The sequence below is a fragment of the Allorhizobium sp. NPDC080224 genome (genome assembly GCF_050281005.1).
Taxonomy (GTDB): domain Bacteria; phylum Pseudomonadota; class Alphaproteobacteria; order Rhizobiales; family Rhizobiaceae; genus Allorhizobium.
This window is the reverse complement of record NZ_JBNNWJ010000006.1, coordinates 50,364-71,033: the sequence shown is the minus strand read 5'-3', so window position 1 is coordinate 71,033 and position 20,670 is coordinate 50,364. Positions and strand designations below refer to the sequence as shown.

Genomic DNA, 20,670 nt, shown 5'->3' with positions numbered 1-20,670 from the left:
CTCTCCTAGAGGCGGGCCAGAGACAGACCGCCGTCGACCGGGATGACGGCCCCATTGGCGAAGGCAAAACGTCCGTCTGCAAGCGGCACGACCACGCTGCCGATATCGGCCGGCTGGCCCCAGCGCTGCGCGGGAACAAGCCCGCCCTCGATCCGCGCCGTGTATTTGTCCTTTACGCCCGCCGTCATCTCGGTTTCGATGATGCCGGGTCTCAACTCGAAGACGCCGATCCCGTGCGGCGCAAGACGTAGAGCAAAAAGCTCCGTCATCATGCCGGCACCAGCCTTGGAGATGCAGTATTCCGCCCGCTCGATCGAGGCCATGCTGGCACTCACCGAAGTCACGAAGACGATCGAGCGATAGGTATCGGTGGGAGTTGCCAGCATACGGCGCGCGACCTCCTGAGCGAGGAAGAAGGCGCCGCGCAGGTTGACACCAAGGACGAAGTCGAAGCTGTCGGGCGTCAAAGCGAGCATGTCTCCACGCACCTTGGCAGGCACGCCGGCATTCGACACGAAGGTGGTAACAGGGCCAAGGCGTGCTTCGACCGTATCCAGTACCGATACGACCTTGTCGATATCCTGCAGGTCATGGCGAACATAGATCGCCGCTTTGCCCAATTCCTCAAGTGCTGCCTGGACTTGTGGCGCATTTTCCTCTGACCTTGACGCCAGTGCAAGCTTGTAGCCGGCGCGAGCCAGTTCTCGGGCAATGCCGAGGCCGATGCCCTGCTGGCCTCCGGTGATGAGTGCGACCTTGTTCACGGCTTGAACTCCGTTTCGATGATGTGCTGGCCGGACCGCAAAGCGAGTGCCGCGATGGTCAGGGCGGGGTTGACGGCGGCCGAAGTTGGCAGGATCGACGCGTCGACGATGAAGAGATTAGGGTGGTCGTGACTGCGCCCGTAACTGTCGACCACGCTCGTCATCGGGTCTGAGCCCATGCGCGCCGTGCCGCATTGATGAGAGGGCGTGCGCCGGTCAAAGGGCCGCGAGAGCACGACCGGGTAGCCGGCTTTTCGAAGCAGCGATTTCAGCCTGTCGACCAGGGCAAGATGCGCCTCCCAGTTCGACCGCTTCCAGTCGAGTACGATCCGACCGTTGCGGACCATCACGCGGCTTTCAGGGTTGGGCAGGTCCTCCGACATGGCATAGAGATCAATCGAACGGTCGGCGATCCAACGCGCAAGTGGTCGGGGCAGCGGCGAGCTTGCAGCCAGGATCGGGCCTGTGATCTTGCCGAGAAGCTGGATATTGCCGAGCGGTTCGCCGTTCGGCCCGCCCGTCAGGTAGAAGTCGTTGACCAGCAGGGTCTTCTGGTAGATCGAGCGATTGCGCCTGAGAGGGTGGAGCGCCAGCACCGCCGAACAATTGTGGTTCATGAAGTTACGGCCGACCTGATCGGATCGGTTTGCCAGACCCTGCGGATGGTTCTCATTCGCAGAGGACAGAAGAATGGCAGCGCTTCTGACAGCACCGGCGGCGAGGACCACGAGCGGTGCGCTCAGCGCTTTCATCTCGCCCCGTTCCAGGACTTCAACGCCAGCAATCTGATCGCCCTCGCCCGCCAGCAGACGTGTGACCTCGCATCCTGTCACGAGCGAGACGTTCGGATGGCGAAGCGCTGCGGACAGGCTCACTGTCTCGGCATCCTTCTTGCCACCACAAGTATCGGGAAAAGCGTCCCAGGTCGTGCGGCCATGGGCAAGCCATGTGTCGATATCGACGCCCAATGGCAGCGAAGCGGGATGAAGCCCGACGGACTTCAGACGACGGCGAAGATCAGCGATCACAGGCTCGTCCGGTACGGGTGTGTGGTCGTAGGTTCCGGAATGTGGCGGTTCGGTCGGATCCTCCCCCGACGTTCCACGGACCTCGAACATCTGCTCGGCCTGCTGATACCACGGCTCCAGACTGTCATAAGCGATCGGCCAGCCGGGCGTCGTTCCGCCCATGTGGCGCAGGGGGGAAAAATCCTCTCGCCGATAGCGCAGCAGCACCGCGCCATAGAATTTCGAGTTGCCGCCGACATTGTAATAGTTGCCGGGGTTGAAGGGCTGGCCACTGCCGTCAAACCATTCTTCCTTTGGCCTGAAATGCGCCTTGCCAAAAATTGCCTCGGCATCGCGATCCGCCGGGGACCTCTGCAGCCTTTCGCCCTTCTCGAGGATCAGGATGCGCCGGCCCGTCGGGGCAAGCTTTGCGGCAAGGGTTGCACCGCCCATGCCCGAACCGATGATGATGACGTCTGCGTCTCTCATGGCCGGATGCGCTCTTGCGTTTTCGGATCGAAGGCGACTGCCTTTTCCATGTTGACTGCGAATTCGAAATCGTCGCCGCCGGCAATATCGACGTCGGCGCGCATGCGCGCGATCACGTCCTTATCCCCGAGGCTCATCGTGACGAAGGTATCTGAGCCGGCGGGCTCGGTGACGATCACCCGGTTCTTGAGGCTGACGATGTTTTTCGACTTGCGGTCAGCGCCGTCAGGATCGGTGATGGCCTCCGGTCGAATGCCAAGCAGGATCTCACGCCCGTCCCAGGGGCCAAGGCTCGGCTGGCTGAAGGCGAGCAGGCTCTTCGATCCATCCCCCAGCACGACTTCGGCATGGGGCGTGCCATTTTGAACGACGACACGTGCGGGCACGACATTCATCGCCGGGCTTCCCATGAAGGTGGCGACAAACACATTGGCCGGCGTGTCATAGATCTCCTTCGGCGTGCCGAGCTGCTGGATATAACCCTTGTTCATGACGGCGATGCGGGTCGAAAGCGTCATCGCCTCGATCTGGTCATGGGTCACGTAGACGATGGTGCGCTTGAGCTTGGCATGCAGCTTCTTGATCTCAGTGCGCATGTCGACGCGCAGCTTGGCATCCAGGTTGGAAAGCGGCTCGTCGAAGAGGAAGACATCAGGATCGCGCACCAAAGCGCGGCCCATGGCGACACGCTGGCGCTGACCGCCGGACAGCTGACCGGGCTTGCGATCGGTCAAGTGATCGATCTGCAGGAGCTTGGCGACATCGAGCAATGCCTTGTCCCTCTCCTGCTTCGGCACACCATGCATCTCAAGGCCGAAGGTAATGTTCTGGCCGACGGTCATATTGGGATAGAGCGCATAGGACTGGAAGACCATGGCGATGTTGCGCTTTGACGGATGGACCCCGTTGATGACGCGGTCCTTGATTGCGATCTCGCCCGAGGAAATGCCTTCCAGACCCGCGATCATGCCGAGCAGGGTCGACTTGCCGCAGCCGGAGGGGCCGACGAGCACGAGGAATTCACCTTCTTCCACCGAGATGTCCACGCGATGCAGGACTTCGAGCTGTCCATAGGACTTGGTGACGTTCCGGATGTCGAGAAAGCCCATGATCTTATCCTTTGACTGAACCTGCCATCAGTCCGCGCACGAAATAGCGGCCGGCGACGATATAAACGAGAAGGGTGGGAAGGGCGGCGATGATCGCGCCTGCAAAGTGGACGTTGTATTCCTTCACGCCCGTGGAGGACTGAACGAGGTTGTTAAGGGCTGCCGTCATCGGCTGGCTGGTGCCGCCGAAGGAGACGCCGAATAGGAAGTCGTTCCAGATATTGGTGAACTGCCAGATGACGGAAACGACGGTGATCGGGCCCGAGACCGGCAAGAGAATCCGCCAGAAGATGCGGAAGAAGCCGGCACCGTCGATCTGGGCCGCCTTGACCAGTTCGGTCGGGAAGGTGGCGTAGTAGTTGCGGTAGTAGAGCGTGGTGAAGCCAATGCCATAGACCACATGGACCAGGACCAGCCCCGGAATGGAACCTGCGAGCCCGAGCTTGCCGAGCACCAGCGCCATCGGGATCAGCACGATCTGGAAGGGAATGAAGCAGGAAAACAGCATCAGCCCGAACACGATGGTGTCGCCGCGGAAGCGCCATTTGGTGAGCACATAGCCATTGAGGGCGCCGAGGATCGTCGATATCGCAACGGCGGGGACGACCATCAGGATCGAGTTCAGAAAATAGGGTTTGAGACCGGTGGGTGACACGCCGATCTGGGCGGTCGACCAAGCGGATCGCCAGGCATCCAGCGTCCAGGTTTCCGGCAGGGACATCATATTGCCGCCGGTGATTTCGGCGAGCGGTTTGAGCGAGTTTATCCCCATCACATAAAGCGGCAAAAGGTAGAAGAGCGCAAAGAGGAGAAGCACCAGATAGATGAAGGTGCGGGTGACGCGGCCGGTCCTGACGGCGGTGTCCTGGCTGACGGCAGACATCAGTTCTTCTCCTTCAGTTCGGCATAGAGATAGGGAACCATGATGGCCGCAATCGTCATCAGCATGATCACGGCAGAGGCCGAACCGACGCCCATCTGGTTGCGGGTGAAGGTGTAGGAATACATGAAGGTCGCCGGCATTTCGGTGGCGCGGCCCGGGCCACCGCCGGTCAGCGCGATCACGAGGTCATAGGACTTGATTGCGAGGTGGCTGAGGATGACGAAGGCAGAAAGAAAGGCTGGCCGCAGCATCGGGATGACGATCCGCCGATAGAGCTGGAAGCTCGAAGCGCCGTCGATCTGGGCGGCTTTCAGGATTTCGTTGTCGATGCCGCGCAGGCCGGCCAGGAACATGGCCATGACAAAGCCACTGGTCTGCCAGACCGCGGCGATGACGATTGTGTAGATCGCCATGTCATTGTCCTTGATCCATGTGAAGGAAAAGCTCTCCCAGCCCCAGAGCCGCATGATGCGCTCGAGACCGATGCCCGGATCAAGGAACCACTTCCAGGCGGTGCCGGTGACGATGAAGGACAGAGCCATCGGGTAGAGATAGATGGGGCGCAGCAACCCCTCGCCGCGGATCTTCTGGTCGAGGAAGATCGCCAGCGTCAGGCCAAGTGCCGTGCAGATGACGATGTAGAGGCTTGCAAAGATCGCGATGTTGCTGATCGCGATGTGCCAGTTTTCCTGCGCCCAGAGGCGGCTGTAGTTGGTGAAGCCGATGAAGTTGTAGACCGGCAGCATTCTGGAGCCGGTAAACGACAGGAAGATGGTGAACAGGATGAACCCGTAGACGAACAGCAGAATGACGGCGAAGGACGGTGCGAGCACGATCTTCGGCAGCCAGTCCTGTATGCGCGTGCGCAAGTCAGCCCCAGTCGAGCTTGTCATGAAGGATCTCCCTGTATGGTATGATAGACCGACGCCGCCTTTCACCTGGCAGACGGCGTCGGAGGGGCCGCGGGCGACGAGGAGCATCGCTCGCGACGGGAGGTTACTTGGCCGCGGCCACCGCTTCGCCAAGTGCTGTGGCTGCCTCGGCACCATCCTTGAAGCCGCCGTTGAAGGCCTTGGTGACGACGTCATAGACGGCGTTCTTCACGGCAGCCGGTGCTGCATGGCCATGGGCCATGGAACCGAAGAGGGAGCCTGCAGAACTTGCTTCAGCGAGGTCCTTCATGCCCTTCTTGCCGCAATCGTCGAAATCCGTGTCCGGCACGTCCGTGCGGGCCGGGACCGATCCCTTGACGACGTTGAAGGCCGACTGGAACTTCGGGCTTTCGATGGCCGAGGCCATGGCCATCTGAGCCTTGATCTTGTCATCGCCCGAGACGTTGAACATGGCGAACTGGTCGGAGTTGAAGGTCACAGACCCTTGCGTGCCGGGGAAGCGGATGCAGACGAAGTCTTCACCCGGCTTCTGGCCGGCCTTCAGGAATTCGCCCTTGGCCCAGTCGCCCATCATCTGCATGCCGGCCTTGCCTTCGATGACCATGGCAGACGCCAGGTTCCAGTCGCGGCCGGAGAAATTGTCGTCGGCATAGCTGCGCAACTTGATCAGACGATCGAAGGCATCGGCCATGTCAGGTCCGGTGAGCGTCGCTTCGTCAAGGTCGATGAAGGCCTTCTTGTAGAAGTCGTTGCCCTTGGAAAGAACGACGCCGTCGAAGACGGTCGCGTCCTGCCAGGGCTGACCACCATGGGCAAGCGGCGTGATGCCGTTTGCCTTCATCTTGTCGAGGACGGCGACGAGCTCGTCCCAGCTTTCCGGCGCCTTGCCACCGGCTGCATCAAGGGCTGCCTTGTTGATCCAGACCCAGTTGGTCGAATGGACATTGACGGGTGCTGCGATCCAGCGACCGTCGTATTTCGAGAACTTTTGCAGCGCTTCCGGCACCACTTCGTCCCAGCCTTCGGCATTGGCGACTTCGTCGAGATTGCCGAGCGCACCCTGCTCTGCCCAGTCGAGAATGTCGAAGCCGAGCATCTGCACGGCGGTTGGCGAATCGCCGGCCGTGACGCGGGCACGCAGTGCCGTCATCGCCGCTTCACCGCCGCCACCGGCGACCGGCATGTCCACCCAGCCGATACCCTTGGTGTTCAGATCCTCCTTCAGAACGTTCAGGGCTGCAGCTTCACCGCCCGAGGTCCACCAGTGGAGCACCTCGACATCAGTGGCATGAGAGATGCCGGCGGTGCCCGCCAGCATGGTACCGGTCATCAGCATGGTCTTGAAAAGGCTACGCATGTTATTCCTCCTGTTTGATGCGTTGCTTTCAATCGTTCCTAAAGGCAGTCGCGCACCCAGTTCGGCCTGGTCTTGCCGATGCGCATCACGACAGATTTGATCTCCAGGAATTCGTCGAGGCCGTAGCGGCCATTCTCGCGGCCCTGCCCGCTCTGCTTGAAGCCGCCGAAAGCGACTTCCGGGAAGCCATCCATCCAGGTGTTGGTCCAGACGGTGCCGGCCTCGGCGCGGCGGGCAAAGGCAAGGCAGGTGTGGACGTTTTCGCTCCACACGCCCGCCGACAGGCCATAGGACGCGTCGTTGACGAGTGCGACCGCCTCTTCCAAGGTCTTGAAGGTGAGAACCGCAAGCACCGGGCCAAAGACCTCCTCGCGGGCAATCGGCATGTCCGGGCTGACATTGGTAATCACGGTCGGGCGGAAGAAATCGCCGGGCAGGCCTGGATGACGGACAGCCTCGCCGCCAAGAGCAAGCTTTGCGCCGGATGCCACCGCATCGCGCACATAGGCGGCGATCTTCTCTTGATGGGCGCCGGAAATGATCGCGCCGACCTGGGTCTCGGGATTGAGCGGATCACCGAAGGCGACCTTGCGGGAGAGCGCCACGACCTTTTTAACCAGGGTCTCTGCGATGTCCTCGTGCACGATGATGCGGCTGCCGGAATTGCAGCATTCGCCGGCGTTGAAATAGACGCCAAAGGTGATCGCATCGGCAGCAGCATCGAGATCAGCATCGGGGAAGACGACCTGCGGGTTCTTGCCGCCGAGCTCGAGTGCCACTTTCTTCAGGGTCCTGGAGGCTGCGGCACTGATCGCCTTGCCAACGGCTGTCGAGCCGGTGAAGCTGACCATGTCGACGCCAGGGTGTTCCGCCATCAGGGCGCCGACCGGCTGGCCGAAGCCGAGGACGATGTTGACAACGCCGGCTGGCAATCCTGCTTCGATCAGTAGCTCTCCCAGGATTACGGTGGTTGACGGCGTCATTTCCGAGGGCTTGATGACACAAGTGCAGCCGGCGGCGAGCGCAAAGGGCAGCTTCTGGCTGAGAATCCAGAAGGGGAAGTTCCAGGGCGTGATGATCGAGACGACGCCGATCGGTTCTTTCAGCACGACGGCCAGCATGTCTTCGCCGAGCGAATTGTGACTGTCGCCATGCAGGGTGCGGGCAAGTGCTGCAGCGTAGCGCCAGAGGTCAGCTGCACCGGACACCTCGCCACGCGCCTGGGAAATCGGCTTTCCGCTTTCGAGCGTTTCGAGGAGCGCCATGCGCTCGACATTGGCCTCGATGAGACCGGCGACCTTCAAAAGCAGCGTCGAACGCTCCTTTCCTGTAGCGCGGCTCCATGCGCCAGCGTCGAAGGCCCGTCTTGCAGCGGCGATCGCGGCTTCCGTTTCCGCTGTGCCGCCACGCGCGGAGCGGCTGACGACGATGCCATGCGACGGAGAGATCCTGTCGAAGGTCGCCCCATCGGCGCTTCCCTGCCAGAGCCCGTCGATCAGGTGGCGGCCTTCGAAAGGCGCTTGTGGCAGCGGATGGGCGACGGCTGAGGTCGTGGTCATGTCGTTCATGTCATTCTCCCGAGAATGCGGGTTTGCGTTTCGCCCTGAAGGCGGCGACACCCTCGCGGCGATCGGCGCTAGCGGCAATCGCGGCACTGCCGAGCGCCTCGATCATGGCGTCCCGGTCTTCGCCTTGGCCCGCATGAATCATGAATTTGGCGACTTCCACGGCGCGTGGGGAAAGGCCGAGAACCGATCGAGCAATCTCTCGGGCGGTTTCCTCCGGGGTTGCCGAAACTTCGGCAACGAAGCCGAAAGCCATGGCACGTTCAGCGGAGATCCGGCGTCCGAAGAGCGCCATCTCCTTCAGGATCGGCTCTGGCAGCAACCGCGCCAGGCGCTGCGTGCCGGACCAGCCAGGCACGATGCCGACATGGGCTTCGGGAAGGGCGATCGTGGCGGATGGCGCCATGACCCTGATGTCGCAGGCAGCGGCGAGTTCCAGACCGCCACCAAAAGCGTGACCTGCGATAGCCGCGATCACTGGCTTCGACAGGCGTGCAAGGCGATCGAAAATGCGGTGTCCGTCCCGTACCCAAAGCCTCGCAAATTCGGCAGGCGTCAGATCGCCCCAGGCATTGATGTCGGCTCCGGCGCAAAAGGCGCGCTCGCCTTTGGCCGTGACGATGACGCAGCCGATGTCAGCCATGCGCTCCAGACGGTCGAGATGGCCGGAAAGCTGTTCCAGCATTTCGATCGTGAAGGCATTGAGTTTTGCCGGATTGTCCAGCCGGATCTCGGCGACCCCTTCTGCAATCTCCAGGTGAACGGCGCTCATGGTGTCCACCCCATCGGATCTTTCGAGAGGAGGGCCTTGGAAATCACGCGTGCATCGGATGCTACCTTCACCCTGCTCTGCGATGCCGCACGGATATCCTGCTCGGGATCAATGCCCGGCATGATCTCGGTCGCGACAAGCCCGCTTTCCGTCAGCTGCATGACGCAGCGCTCGGTGACATAGAGCACGTCCTGCCCCTGCTCCCGGGCCCTCTTTCCGGAGAAGGTCACATGCTCCACCTGGTCGACCATCTTGGTGAACTTGCCGGGTTTTCGAACATGGATGCCGTCGTCGGTCAGTTCGACATTGGCCCCGGCCTCGAACCAGCCCGAGAAGACGATCTTCTTCGCATGGGCGGTGATATCGACGAACCCACCACAACCGGCCGTCAGATAGGGCTTCTTTCCGAGCTTGGAGACATTGACGTTACCCTCTACGTCCACCTCGAGAAACGAGAGGAAGGACACATCGAAGCCGCCGCCCTGGAAGTAGATGAACTGCTGCGGCGAAGGCATGAAGGCGTCTGCGTTCGAAGCGCAGCCGAAGGCAAAGTCGGTGAGCGGCATGCCCCCCACGGCACCCTGCTCGATCGCCCAGGTGACAGCCTCGGGGTGCCCTTCTTCCAGCAGGATGCGGGGGACCTGTGCGCTGATGCCGAAACCGAGATTGGCGGTCATACCGGCTTGCAATTCGAGAGCTGCACGCCTGGCAATGACCTTCTCGACGCCGTGCTCTGCGAGCTTGAAGCTCGACCACGGCCGCATGATCTGGCCTGAAATTGCCGGATCATAGGGCGTTTCGCAGGTCTGCTTCTGCTCGGGATCAAGAGTGATGAGATCGATAAGATGACCGGGCACGCGCACGTCATGCGGGCGCAGACTGCCTGATGCCGTCATGCGGCTGACCTGGGCAATGACGAGGCCGCCATTGTTGCGGGTCGCGATCGCCTGTTCGAGCCCGCCAAGATAAGCGCCTTCGTGCTCATAGGTGAGATTGCCCCGCTCGTCGGCCGTGGTGGCGCGGAGAATGCAGACATCCGGATAGATGTTGGGAAAATGCAGCCAGGTTTCGCCAGCGAATTCGACGCGGCTGACGATGGGGTGGGCAGATGCGCGCTCATTCATCGCGCAGCCCTCGCGGACCGGATCGACGAAAGTGTCGAGGCCGATGCGGGTCAGAACGCCGGGACGGCGGGCGGCCGCCTCGCGATGCATGTCAAACATGATGCCGGAGGGCACATTATAAGCCTCCACCCTGTCTTCGACGACCATCTTCCAGATTTCGGGCATGGGAAGGCTCGACGGACCGGACGGATAGGAGCCGGCCAATACTCGGGCGATCAGGCCATCTTTGGCGATATGGTCGATGCCCTTCACGCCATACATGTCACCGGCGGCGATCGGATGCAGCATGGTGAGATTGCGCGGGTGGCCTTGCGTATCGAAGCGTTGGCCTAGCGCCGAAAGGACAAAATCAGGGCAACCGAGCGCCGATGAGGACGACACCGTGACGACCGCGCCATCTGGAATGCGTGCGACGGCTTCTGCAGGGTTGACGAGCTTGCTCAACGCACATCTCCGTAATTCACGTCGACCCGGACGCCGCGGGCTGCAGCCTCGCGCACGGCAAGCGCGGCCGCCAGCGACTTCACGCCATCGAGCCCGGTGGCTGCCGGCTCACCATCGCCGGCGACCGCGGCATGAAAGCGCCGAACGCCTTCGGCATAGAGATCATGGTGGTCAAAGCCGATCGCCTCGCGGCCGGACGCCGTGACCAGTTCGATGGAGCCGATCGGATTCTGGGTCATCACATCCCGGGCAAAGATCGACCCTTCCGTGCCGTGCACTTCAAGACCCGAACCGGCAAAGGGATGGGTGAAACTTTCATGGCTCATGACCATGGCACCCGACGGCATTGTCCAGACGGACATGGCGGAGTCTTCAACACCCTCCCCGAGGCCGGAGCTTGTCATCTGCGCCACGACCGAAACCGGATCTTCGCCGAGAAGAAACCGTGCGACGTCTGCATCATGGACGGTGATGTCGGGAATGACGCCGCCGCCGGCATCCGGTGCATTGATCCGCCATCCCTGAAGGTGCGGCGGCAGGAAGACGGCATGATGGAGGCGCAGAGAAAGCACGCGGCCGATGCGGCCCGAGGCAATCAATGCGCGCACGGCACGATGGCTTCCCGAGCAGCGCAAATGGTGGTTGGTGGCGAAAACGAGGCCCGCTTCTTCAGCCGCGCGAACCATGGCGCAGGCATCCTCGAGCGTCAGCGCCAGCGGCTTTTCACTCAGCACATGCTTGCCCGCCTTCACGGCAGCAAGCGCCTGCGGCAGATGCTTTTCATTTGTGGTCGAGATGTAGACCGCCTCGACCTTGGGATCGTCCAAAAGTCTGTCGAGATCTGCGCCTGATTGCGGGATCTTGTTTTCATCAGCAAAGGCCTGCGCGCGCTCCGCCGATCCGCTCAACACACTGACAATCTCGCCACCCTCGGCACGGATGGCTCCGACCATGTATTGGCGCGCAATTGTGCTGGCTCCGATCAGGGCCCATCGCATCGTCATTCCCTCCCACACGCTTTTATTTGGATCGTTCCAATTCTTATGGAACGATCCAAATTCGATGTCAACAGATTCTTGAGCGCGCGTTGAGGTGTCAATCCAGGGCTATGGGAAGTGCGTGTTCCAGCTGTCATCTGGAATGCAACAGGCTTCATTCTCGTCCGCGTCACCAAGGATATCGCGCATTGCTCCATTAGAGCCGAGACAGTTCACGAGGCGTCTGCCTTAAGGGAATGAAACTGCGTCGCATGGCCGAGGAGATACGGGGTCTCTCCTCGGTCTGGCTAAAGGACCGCGACTGTGGCCGGACTGAGCTTAAAAGCCGACCGTCACGCAAAAGACGCTAAAGCGCCCGCGCAACCTCCTGCAATCTGACGAAGGCTTCAAAACGCCGCGCGTGCAATTCGCCGATCTTGTCCCTGGCCGGTTCGTATACGGAGGCGATCGCTGACAATGCCTGCATTGCCCCTTTCACGTCGACAAATGCACCACCTGCCACGCTGCCCAATATGGCCGAGCCGAGCAGGACCGGCTCATCGGCGAGCGGGGCCACCACAGCCAAGCCGCAGGCGTCAGCCAGCAACTGGCGCACCAGTGGGCTTGATCCGGCGCCACCACTGATCACGATACGTTTGACGCCTGCCCCATGCCGGGCTTGCGTCTCGATGATCTGGCGAAGCCCATAGCCAATGCCGCACAGACCGGCGATGTAGAGCGCAACCAGACTGTCAAGATCGCGCTCCATACCAAGTCCTGCAATCACGGCTCGCGCATGGGGATCGGCAAAAGGTGCGCGATTGCCGAGAAACTCAGGCACGACATGCAGGCCACCCGCTGCCAAGACTGTCTCGGACAGCGTCTCGACCTGAGCCGTCGCGATCTCGGCCAGAAAGGCTGGAAGCGATTTACCTGAGGCTTGCGCCCTGTCACTTGCCTCTCTGGCTGCTGGATGAAAGACCAAGAGCTGGTCGATCGCAGCCCCTGCTGCACTCTGGCCACCTTCATTCAGCCAGAGGCCCGGCACCATGGCTGAATAATAAGGTCCCCAGACACCCGGCACGAAGACCGGCTCAGTCGTAGACGTCATGGTGCAGGAGGATGTCCCGAAGACATAGGCCAGATTGTCTTTCGGATTGTCGCCGATGCCGACCGTCCCTATGCCACCGGCATGGGCATCGATCATGCCCGCTGCAATAGCAGTCCCGGTTACCAGGCCCATGGCTGATGCCGCCTCTGCGGTGAGCCCTGCCCCAAGCCGGGTCCCAGGCTCGACCATCTGTGTCCCGATCCGGACAAAACCCTCGTCTGCCAGTTCGCCAAGTCCGATCTCACGGAAGTAGCTCTCGTCCCAGCGCGCCTCATGGGCGAGATAGGTCCATTTGCAGGTGACGGTACAGGTCGAGCGGGCAAGATCGCCTGTCGCTTTCCAGGTGAGAAAATCAGCGAGATCGAAAAACTGCCAGGCCTCTCCGAACTGTTGAGGGCGGTTTTCCTTCAGCCAGAGCAGCTTCGGGGTCTGCATCTCAGGCGAGATCCGACCGCCGACATAGCGCAGCACATCATGGCCAATCGCATTGATCCGCTCGGCCTGAGTGACCGCGCGGTGGTCCATCCAGACAATGATATCGCGGGAAGGATCCCCGCCATTAAGGCCAAGCGGTCGACCGCCCTTCCCCACCACAACCAACGAACAGGTCGCATCAAAGCCAAGCCCGATCACCTCGGCAGGATCGATCCCAGCCGTTTCCACCGTTTCGCGAATGACCGTGCAGACGGCGTCCCAGATCTCGGCGCTCGACTGCTCGACGACAGAGCCCGCCTCCCGAAACACGCTAATATCGCGTCGGGCGACAGACAGCATCCGGCCAAAAAGGTCAAACAGACCTGCACGCACGCTTGCTGTCCCGACATCAACACCGATGACGAAACGCTTCTGATCACCGTCTTGCCGATCTTGTCGCGTCATAAGGCTCATCTCCGCATCATGCTTCAATCGATGCACGCGGACGTGGCACATCATTGGAGCCTTCCGCCTCTGGCCCAAGCCCATAACTCATGCGCTTCATCTGATTAAGAACACGGGCCATTTCATCATCTGAGAGGATCGGCGGTTCGCCAAGCGTCAGCACCTGGACATACATGCGTGACAGGGTCTCGACCTCGATCGCCAGCCACAGGGCCTGCTCAAGGTCCTTGCCAAGCGAGATCTGGCCATGCTGGCCAAGCAGGCAGGCAAAGCGTCCATCAAGCGCCTTCAAGGCATGATCCGACAGGGCCTGGGTACCGAAGGTCGCGTAGTCGGCGCAACGAACCGTCGTGCCGCCGGCAACCCCGACCATGTAGTGGAAGGCCGGGATCGTCTTGTGATGGCAGGCAAGTGTCGTGGCGTAGAGCGAATGGCAGTGCAAGACGACATTCATATCTGTGCGGTTCTTCAGGATATCCCGGTGAAACCGCCATTCAGACGATGGCCGGCGGCCAAGATAGGTGCCATCAAAATCCATCTCGACCAGATCATCCGGTGTCATGATGTCATAGGGCAAGGACGACGGCGTGATCAGGAACCCGTTGGACGTTCTGACCGACAGATTGCCGGCCGTGCCCTGATTGATGCCTGTGGAATTCATCCTGCGGCAGATGTCGACCATCTTTTCGCGCAAGGCCTGGTTATCGCTTACGGTCATGGGTTTTCCTTTCCAGTCTTTCTGGCGGCCCGACGCCAGTCTTGGTGATAGGTGGTGATGAGGTCATGCGGTGCTTCAAGCGGCTCGGGCCTTGAAAGATGCAGGCCTTGCGAGGCGAGGCTCTTGTCGTGCGAGGCAAGCAGTGCCGCCCCCGTTGCAACGCCATAGGCATCGAGGTTGAACAGGGTCTCAGCCTCTCCCCGAAACGCCTGAGCCAGGCGGGCAAAGAGGGGATCCTTCAGATAGCTGCCATCGAGGACTGCTGTCCCATAGGCTTGCAAAGCCTCAAGGCATTCGACGCTAAGAAGCGCCATATAGATCAGTCCGAGCGCACGACGCTCACGATCGTTTTGCGGTTCTGGGCCGATGATGCAGCCTTGGCCCGCACTGCCGGGAAAAAACCCGTCACCCTCACCAAAGCTTGGAAGCGCCATGGTGCCGCGGGCCATCAGCCTGATTGCGGTTTCTTGATCGGTGGCCAGGCCAGCACTCACGCCGGCGACATGAACGAATTCACGTCCGCCCATGGCAAGGGCGCCAGCGACGGGTTGCCCAAAGACGTCGCTGTTGATCGTCATGCCGGCGGCCTCGTTCAAACCTTCAAGCGGCGTCCTTGCGCTCATGCCGACAATCCAGGTGCCGGTCGACAAGATTGCAGCATCTGACAGACCGGCTGCCTGATAGCGGTAGAAATTGGCGCTGCTGTCATGGATGCCGGTGAGGACATCAAGCGATGGCGGCAGGGCAAAGCGGCTTGCCAATGAGGGCCTGACCTTGCCAAGGCTCGACCAGGCCGGCCGGAAGGGCGGCAGAAGTCGTTGCCAGTTGCGGGCGATCACGATCGGTGTCGGCCGATCATCCGGGATATTCCAAAGATGCGACTGCGCTCCAAGGCAGGTCGCTTCCGAGACGGCAATGCCCGTCATCTTCCAGGCAAAATATTGCGGCAGGCACAAAAACGCACGTCCCGCTGAAAAGCGTTCGGACTCCGCCATCTCCATCCAGAGGAGCTGTCGTGCCTGATGGGTCGCGCCATGCATGACGGCACTGCCCCGATCATGAAACGAACCCGCAAGCGGGGCATAGGCGTCGAGCACCTCCAGGGGCAGCGGCTGCTCATAGTCGATCATCGGCAGGACGGATCCATCCCCTTGATCGGGATCATCACCGACCAAGACCCCGCCTGAGCCATGGGCTGTCGCAACGAAGGTTCCTATCTGGTGCCTGCGGGACAGAACCGAAAGCTCGTCAAACACCCAGTCAGACAAACCCTCAAGGTCATGATGGCGCCAGGGAGGACCGGCGCGCGTCGGATTTGCGATTGCGAGCGTCTCAAGCACATCGCCCGTGGCGGTCATGGCGTTCAGCTTGACATTGGTCTTGCCGATATCAAGGACGCAGATAGAGGCTGAGGCTGCCTGTTCAGCCATGACCATGATCTCTCACGAGACGAAACCACCCAGGCAGGGCAGTGCTTGTCATCACGGCATCCTTTCGCTCAGTTCCTCAGCTTAAGATCCGGCTTCGAGCTTGAGGTGACGATCACCACCCCGTTTGGCAGGTCGTTTTCCTCCACCTTGGCGCGGATCTCATCGGGGGGGAGTCCATAGCCCTGCCAGCGCTCGACAAGCCGCTGGCGAAGTTCAGCCTCGTCAACATCCACCAGCACGGTGAAGTCGAAGAGTGGTTTCAGGCTGTCCCAGGGTCGCTGTTGAAGCAGGAGATAATTGCCCTCGCACAAGACAATCTCCACCTCGTGCGGGATCAGCCTGGCACCAGCCCTTGCAGTCTCGAGCTGACGGTCAAAGACCGGCACGGCAATCGCGTCTTCAGTATTTTGCTTGAGCCGGCCCAGCATGTGCTTCAGACCATCAACATCGAAAGTGTCAGGCGCCCCCTTCCTCGAGCGCCGTCCCATGATATGGAGAAGGCGGTCGTCGAAGTGATAGCCATCCATGGGAAAGACGGCAGCAATCCCTGATCTCTGTCGATTGATGGCAAGCGCTGCAGCGTCGGCCAGTGTCGACTTGCCAGACCCAGGCGCACCGGCAATCGCGACCAGCAGACGCCGGCCACCGCTCAACGAGTGCCGCTTAAGTATCTCGCGGACCAGGACCTCGACTGAACCATCGATTGTCGCCATCAGATCTTCCTCCGCTTTGTCACTTGCAGCATCCAAATCCACTGCTCAGATCAGCCCGTATTGGGCGGCCTTGTTGCGCAGGAAGGGAAGCCCGTTGCCCATGACCTCTTCCATGTCACGTGCCACCGGACGCCAGACGGCAAGCCCATAAGCGACTTCCGGCGGCATGTTGATGAAGCTTTCCATGGCAAGTCCGCCCTTGAAGCCGATGGCCGCAAGCGTGGCATAGATCTCGTCCCAGGGCACGTTGCCGTAGCCCGGCGTGCCACGATCGCTCTCGGACAGATGGATGTATTTGAGGTGCTCGCGGGCAACCAGGATGCCGTTTGCGGCCCCCTTTTCCTCGATATTCATGTGATAGGTATCGAGATGGACAAAGACATTGTCGGCACCGACGCGCTCCACGACATCGACCGCCTGCTGTGCAGAATTGACCAGATGGTTTTCGTAGCGATTGACGGCCTCGACACCAAGCTCGATGCCGAAACGTTTCGCATGGCTTGCCGCCTCCGACAGCACCCTTGTGATATTGTCATACTCACCCTGCGTTGGCGGAACGCCGGTGCGCTCACCAATGCCGCCATAAATGACGCCTGACAGAGCTTCTGCGCCCATTTCAGCCGTCTTTTCGATGGCCTGTTTCAAATGCTCGATCGCGGCATCCGGGCGAACAGAGGCCCAGGCAGCCTCAGGCAGGCCGAGCGAGCAGACGGCCCGCAAACCGTTCTTTTCGAGAAGTGCCCGGGTGTGGGCCGCATCGACGGCCGGCGCATTCAAAAGTGCTATTTCAATGAAATCCATCTTGTAATGGGCAGCACCGGCAATGGCTTTTTCAGCACCGGCCCGATCCCAGTTCATGGTCCACATGCTCGTATGGACGCCAAAACCCTGCATGATCATCACTCCTATCTGTTTTTCTTAAAGAACCTGACGGAGGTCCAGCGCAGCACCATCACGGTGATGAGCAGCAGACCCCAGACGGCTGTTGCGAGGTGCTGATTGGCACCGAGAAGATTGAGCCCCGAGGACAGCAATTGCAGCACGATCAGCGCCACGAAGACCGGGACCACCCGGCCGAAACCGCCAAAGGGATTGATGCCGCCGAGAAAGCAGGCAAGCACGGTGATCAGGAGATAGGATTCTCCATGCCCGATCCGGACCGAATTGAAGCGGGCCAGCATGATGATGCCGGCAATGGCGGCGATTGCGCCCGAGAGCACATAGACGAGGACGAGCACCTTGCGGGTATTGATGCCGGAATAGCGTGCAGCCTCGATGTTCGAGCCGATCATGTAGGTGGCAAAGCCAAGGCGGCTGCGCGACAGGATGATATGGGTGACGGCAACGCAGGCAATCAAGATCAGAAGCGGGATCGGAACGCTAAACAGGCTTCCATGGCCGATCGGCGCGACAAATGCCGGAAAGCCGGAGATATCACCACCGCGGGTCAGAAACTCACCAAGGCCACGCAGGAAGATCATCATCGAAAGCGAGACGAGGATCGGGTGAGCGCGGGTAAAGGCAATGACGAGGCCCATGACGAGACCGCTTGCAGCACCAACGGAAACGCCAAGCAGCGAACCAAGCACAAAGGCGATCGGGCCGGCATCTGGCCCCCCATTCGTCTGCAGGACCCAGGCTAGCGTCAGGCCGGCCACATTGGCGGTAAAGGTGATGGCGAGGTTCAGACCACCGGTGAGGATGGGCAAGAGCATGGCAAGTGTGAGAATGCCAAGCTCTGGCAGCTGGAAGGCGACCGAGCCGAAGGTCGCAGCCGTGAAGAATTGCGGCGAGGTCAACCCAAAGACAACAAGCACGATCAGGAGTGCTGCCAAGGGGCCTGCCATATCGGCACCCAGAACCTGTTTGAAGCTTGAATAAAGCCGCATCATTTCGGACCTGCCTTCCTGTCGTCATCTGACGGGCTGCCGTTGCGCAATCCCGCTCCACCAAACAGGCCGTCGAGGCGCAGGCTTGAAAGTGTGATAGCGCCAAGGATGATGGCACCGACGATCATCTTGAAGGCGAAGGGCGAAACACCCATCAGGTTCAGACCGTTCTGGGTGATCGAGACCAGGAGGACACCGAGCACACAGCCAAGTACCGAACCCTTGCCGCCGCCCAAGCGCGCACCGCCGAGGACCACGGCTGCCAGCACGTCCAGTTCGCGGCCGTAAAGGGCATTGGGCACGACTTCCTGGGCGTAATGGGCCTGCATCAGTCCGGCGATGCCGGCCATCAGCCCGAGCCAGCCAAAGGCGATATACTGCATGGCCCCGATATTGATGCCGAAGCGGCGCGCCCCTTCCGGATTGTCCCCGAAGGCATAGAGCTGGCGGCCTGTGGTGGTGCGGGTCACGAAGAACCAGGTAGCAACGACACAGACCAACATGACGATGACCGGCAAGGTGATCTCGGCCCAGCTTCCGTCTGCCATTTCGCGCTCGAAGACGATGACGCGCGTGGTCAGCCAATCAGGCAGATTGTAGATCGACACACCCCGAGTGAAGAACATCAACAAGCCGAAATAGACGTTGAAGGTCGCGATGGTGGCGACGATCGAAATGATCTGGAAGCGATGAATGAGAAAGGCGTTGATCAGGCCAAGCGCAATGCCGAAGAAGGCTGCAAGCAGGAAGCCTGACACCCAGTCGCCACCCCCAAGCTGGGCGAGCGCTAGAGCCGTCGCATATTGAACGACCGAGGCTGCCACCGCAAAGGAGATATCGATACCGCCCGCAATTAGAACGACCAGCAGGCCGACGGCGAAGATGATGTTGACCGCGCTGATATTCAGGAGGTCGAACATATTGCCGAGCGTCAAGAAGCGATCGGTGAGCAGGGAAAGGGCCAGGCTGATTGCGGCAATGACGAGGATCAGCACCAATTCGGTCGGATGAGAGCCGAGAAGCTTACGCATAGACCGCCTCCTCGATCTCATGGAGGCTCGTCATACGCGGATCAAAGCTTGCCTTGATCTCTCCCTTGTCCATATGCAGGACGCGGTCGGCGTTGAAGTAGACTTCCGGCACTTCGTCGGAGATCAGGATGATCGAAAGGCCGCTTAAAGACAGCTGAGCCACGATCTCGAAGATGCCGGCTCTTGCCCCGACATCGACCCCGACGGTCGGGGCATCGAGGATCAGGACGCGCGGATCGGTGGCCAGCCATTTGGCAATGGCCACCCTTTGCTGATTGCCACCGGACAGGGTGGAGATGGCATCTTCCGGCAGGCCGATCTTCACGCCGAGATCGGCAATCCAGCGCTTGACCAGCGAGGCTTTGCGATCGGGCGCAATCAGGCCACCGCGCAGGATCCTGTTTAGCGAGGCCATGACCAGATTGTCGGCGATCGATTGCGGCTGGTTGAGCCCGAGCGCCAGGCGGTCCTCGGAGAGATAGGCAATGCCGGCCTTGATCGCATCCCGATTGGACGAGAAGGACACCGGTTGGCCATCGAGAAAAACGGTCCCGGCATGGGGGCGGTGCATGCCAAACAGCGTCAATGCAAGCTCGGTGCGACCAGACCCGAGAAGCCCGGTGATCCCCAGCGTTTCGCCACGACGCAGGTTGAAGCTGATGTTTGAGAACTCGCCGCGACGGGAAAGCCCTTCGACGGACAAGACGACATCATTCCCCTCAACCGAGCGCGCACGCACGCTCTGGTCGAAAGTCCGGCCGGTCATCAGCTCGGTGACCCTGGACTGGGTCATGCCTTCGACAGGGAAAACGCCGACGAGCTTTCCATCGCGAAGCACGGTGATGCGCGAGGAGATCTCGAGCACTTCTGCCAACCTGTGGCTGACAAAGACCACGGCCACGCCGGATGACGAAAGATTGCGGACGATCTGAAGAAGATAGTCGGTTTCGGACTGGGTGAGCGAGGCCGTCGGCTCGTCCATGAAGACGATGCGGGCCTCACCGACCAGCGCACGGGCAATGGCCACGATCTGGCGCTGGGCAATGGCATAGTCTTTCAGCGGCCGATCGACATCAAGAACAACACCGAGACGCTTCAGCGCGTCTTCGGCAATCTTCCGGATGCTCGAATAGTTGACGAGACGCGGACGAGCACCGGCCAGCGTCTCAAAGGCGATGTTTTCGGCGACCGTCATTTCGGGAAAGAGAGCAAGATCCTGCCAGATCACCTTGATCCCGAGGCTTTGCGCCTTTGCCGGGCTCATCTGCGCAATCTCTTCGCCGTCGAATTCGATTAAAGCACCGCTTGCCGGACGATAGACACCGGTGATCACCTTGATCAGCGTGCTCTTGCCGCAGCCGTTTTCGCCGGCCAGGCAATGAACTTCTCCGGGCATAACGTCAAAGGAAACGTCGTTCAGGGCCCGAACGCCTCCAAAGGTCATGTTGATGGCACGCAGCGAAAGCAGCGGCCGGGCGGTGCTGCCCTGATCCGTCGCAATGGTCATGATACTGG

Annotated in this window: 18 protein-coding genes; all 18 read right to left on the bottom strand. The window is 60.7% G+C overall.

Going from position 1 to position 20,670, the window contains the following annotated elements:
- Window positions 1-5: 5 nt before the first annotated feature.
- Entirely contained in the window at window positions 6-764 is a 759-nt protein-coding gene (locus ACQKP1_RS23225) for a 3-ketoacyl-ACP reductase (RefSeq protein ID WP_427277209.1), read from the bottom strand.
- Complete coding sequence (locus ACQKP1_RS23220; protein WP_427277208.1) at window positions 761-2,260, bottom strand: FAD-dependent oxidoreductase; 1,500 nt, start codon at window positions 2,258-2,260, stop codon at window positions 761-763. Before ACQKP1_RS23220 ends, ACQKP1_RS23225 begins: the two co-directional genes overlap by 4 nt.
- Complete coding sequence (locus tag ACQKP1_RS23215) at window positions 2,257-3,369, bottom strand: ABC transporter ATP-binding protein (RefSeq protein WP_427277207.1); 1,113 nt, start codon at window positions 3,367-3,369, stop codon at window positions 2,257-2,259. The genes ACQKP1_RS23220 and ACQKP1_RS23215 overlap by 4 nt, the downstream gene beginning before the upstream one ends.
- A 4-nt stretch (window positions 3,370-3,373) precedes the next feature.
- Complete coding sequence (locus ACQKP1_RS23210; RefSeq protein ID WP_427277206.1) at window positions 3,374-4,252, bottom strand: carbohydrate ABC transporter permease; 879 nt, start codon at window positions 4,250-4,252, stop codon at window positions 3,374-3,376.
- Window positions 4,252-5,145: a carbohydrate ABC transporter permease gene (locus ACQKP1_RS23205; protein WP_427277205.1), complete on the bottom strand. Its 894-nt coding sequence runs from the start codon at window positions 5,143-5,145 to the stop codon at window positions 4,252-4,254. The genes ACQKP1_RS23210 and ACQKP1_RS23205 overlap by 1 nt, the downstream gene beginning before the upstream one ends.
- A gap of 103 nt (window positions 5,146-5,248) precedes the next feature.
- Window positions 5,249-6,502, bottom strand: a complete 1,254-nt coding sequence (locus ACQKP1_RS23200; protein WP_427277204.1) for an ABC transporter substrate-binding protein — start codon at window positions 6,500-6,502, stop codon at window positions 5,249-5,251.
- A 38-nt stretch (window positions 6,503-6,540) separates the two neighbouring features.
- A complete protein-coding gene (locus tag ACQKP1_RS23195; RefSeq protein WP_427277258.1) occupies window positions 6,541-8,061 on the bottom strand; it encodes an aldehyde dehydrogenase family protein in 1,521 nt (506 codons plus the stop codon).
- Window positions 8,062-8,071: 10 nt separating this feature from the next.
- Window positions 8,072-8,839: an enoyl-CoA hydratase/isomerase family protein gene (locus ACQKP1_RS23190; RefSeq protein WP_427277203.1), complete on the bottom strand. Its 768-nt coding sequence runs from the start codon at window positions 8,837-8,839 to the stop codon at window positions 8,072-8,074.
- A complete protein-coding gene (locus ACQKP1_RS23185) occupies window positions 8,836-10,407 on the bottom strand; it encodes an acyl CoA:acetate/3-ketoacid CoA transferase (protein ID WP_427277202.1) in 1,572 nt (523 codons plus the stop codon). Before ACQKP1_RS23185 ends, ACQKP1_RS23190 begins: the two co-directional genes overlap by 4 nt.
- Window positions 10,404-11,411, bottom strand: a complete 1,008-nt coding sequence (locus tag ACQKP1_RS23180) for a Gfo/Idh/MocA family protein (protein ID WP_427277201.1) — start codon at window positions 11,409-11,411, stop codon at window positions 10,404-10,406. Before ACQKP1_RS23180 ends, ACQKP1_RS23185 begins: the two co-directional genes overlap by 4 nt.
- Window positions 11,412-11,751: 340 nt before the next feature.
- Window positions 11,752-13,374 (bottom strand): FGGY-family carbohydrate kinase, encoded by a 1,623-nt coding sequence (locus tag ACQKP1_RS23175; RefSeq protein ID WP_427277200.1) that lies wholly within the window; start codon window positions 13,372-13,374, stop codon window positions 11,752-11,754.
- Window positions 13,375-13,390: 16 nt separating this feature from the next.
- Complete coding sequence (locus ACQKP1_RS23170) at window positions 13,391-14,092, bottom strand: class II aldolase/adducin family protein (RefSeq protein ID WP_427277199.1); 702 nt, start codon at window positions 14,090-14,092, stop codon at window positions 13,391-13,393.
- Window positions 14,089-15,522 (bottom strand): FGGY family carbohydrate kinase, encoded by a 1,434-nt coding sequence (locus tag ACQKP1_RS23165; protein ID WP_427277198.1) that lies wholly within the window; start codon window positions 15,520-15,522, stop codon window positions 14,089-14,091. Before ACQKP1_RS23165 ends, ACQKP1_RS23170 begins: the two co-directional genes overlap by 4 nt.
- A 68-nt stretch (window positions 15,523-15,590) precedes the next feature.
- Entirely contained in the window at window positions 15,591-16,235 is a 645-nt protein-coding gene (locus ACQKP1_RS23160; RefSeq protein ID WP_427277197.1) for a nucleoside triphosphate hydrolase, read from the bottom strand.
- Between the two features lie 45 nt (window positions 16,236-16,280).
- Window positions 16,281-17,129 (bottom strand): sugar phosphate isomerase/epimerase family protein, encoded by an 849-nt coding sequence (locus ACQKP1_RS23155; RefSeq protein WP_427277196.1) that lies wholly within the window; start codon window positions 17,127-17,129, stop codon window positions 16,281-16,283.
- Between the two features lie 11 nt (window positions 17,130-17,140).
- A complete protein-coding gene (locus tag ACQKP1_RS23150) occupies window positions 17,141-18,127 on the bottom strand; it encodes an ABC transporter permease (protein ID WP_427277195.1) in 987 nt (328 codons plus the stop codon).
- The gene (locus ACQKP1_RS23145) at window positions 18,124-19,155 is read right to left on the bottom strand and encodes an ABC transporter permease (RefSeq protein WP_427277194.1); all 1,032 of its coding nucleotides are present in this window, start codon (window positions 19,153-19,155) and stop codon (window positions 18,124-18,126) included. The genes ACQKP1_RS23150 and ACQKP1_RS23145 overlap by 4 nt, the downstream gene beginning before the upstream one ends.
- Window positions 19,148-20,662, bottom strand: a complete 1,515-nt coding sequence (locus ACQKP1_RS23140; RefSeq protein WP_427277193.1) for a sugar ABC transporter ATP-binding protein — start codon at window positions 20,660-20,662, stop codon at window positions 19,148-19,150. The genes ACQKP1_RS23145 and ACQKP1_RS23140 overlap by 8 nt, the downstream gene beginning before the upstream one ends.
- Window positions 20,663-20,670 lie beyond the last annotated feature (8 nt).

Bases quoted from the DNA above. Each gene is read 5' to 3' on its own strand.
- ACQKP1_RS23215 (WP_427277207.1), bottom strand. From the start codon at position 3,369: ATGGGCTTTCTCGACATCCGGAACGTCACCAAGTCCTATGGACAGCTC.
- ACQKP1_RS23150 (WP_427277195.1), bottom strand. From the start codon at position 18,127: ATGATGCGGCTTTATTCAAGCTTCAAACAGGTTCTGGGTGCCGATATG.
- ACQKP1_RS23170 (WP_427277199.1), bottom strand. From the start codon at position 14,092: ATGACCGTAAGCGATAACCAGGCCTTGCGCGAAAAGATGGTCGACATC.
- ACQKP1_RS23195 (WP_427277258.1), bottom strand. From the start codon at position 8,061: ATGACCACGACCTCAGCCGTCGCCCATCCGCTGCCACAAGCGCCTTTC.
- ACQKP1_RS23145 (WP_427277194.1), bottom strand. From the start codon at position 19,155: ATGCGTAAGCTTCTCGGCTCTCATCCGACCGAATTGGTGCTGATCCTC.
- ACQKP1_RS23175 (WP_427277200.1), bottom strand. From the start codon at position 13,374: ATGACGCGACAAGATCGGCAAGACGGTGATCAGAAGCGTTTCGTCATC.
- ACQKP1_RS23220 (WP_427277208.1), bottom strand. From the start codon at position 2,260: ATGAGAGACGCAGACGTCATCATCATCGGTTCGGGCATGGGCGGTGCA.
- ACQKP1_RS23155 (WP_427277196.1), bottom strand. From the start codon at position 17,129: ATGCAGGGTTTTGGCGTCCATACGAGCATGTGGACCATGAACTGGGAT.
- ACQKP1_RS23140 (WP_427277193.1), bottom strand. From the start codon at position 20,662: ATGACCATTGCGACGGATCAGGGCAGCACCGCCCGGCCGCTGCTTTCG.
- ACQKP1_RS23165 (WP_427277198.1), bottom strand. From the start codon at position 15,522: ATGGCTGAACAGGCAGCCTCAGCCTCTATCTGCGTCCTTGATATCGGC.
- ACQKP1_RS23205 (WP_427277205.1), bottom strand. From the start codon at position 5,145: ATGACAAGCTCGACTGGGGCTGACTTGCGCACGCGCATACAGGACTGG.
- ACQKP1_RS23190 (WP_427277203.1), bottom strand. From the start codon at position 8,839: ATGAGCGCCGTTCACCTGGAGATTGCAGAAGGGGTCGCCGAGATCCGG.
- ACQKP1_RS23160 (WP_427277197.1), bottom strand. From the start codon at position 16,235: ATGGCGACAATCGATGGTTCAGTCGAGGTCCTGGTCCGCGAGATACTT.
- ACQKP1_RS23210 (WP_427277206.1), bottom strand. From the start codon at position 4,252: ATGTCTGCCGTCAGCCAGGACACCGCCGTCAGGACCGGCCGCGTCACC.
- ACQKP1_RS23200 (WP_427277204.1), bottom strand. From the start codon at position 6,502: ATGCGTAGCCTTTTCAAGACCATGCTGATGACCGGTACCATGCTGGCG.
- ACQKP1_RS23180 (WP_427277201.1), bottom strand. From the start codon at position 11,411: ATGACGATGCGATGGGCCCTGATCGGAGCCAGCACAATTGCGCGCCAA.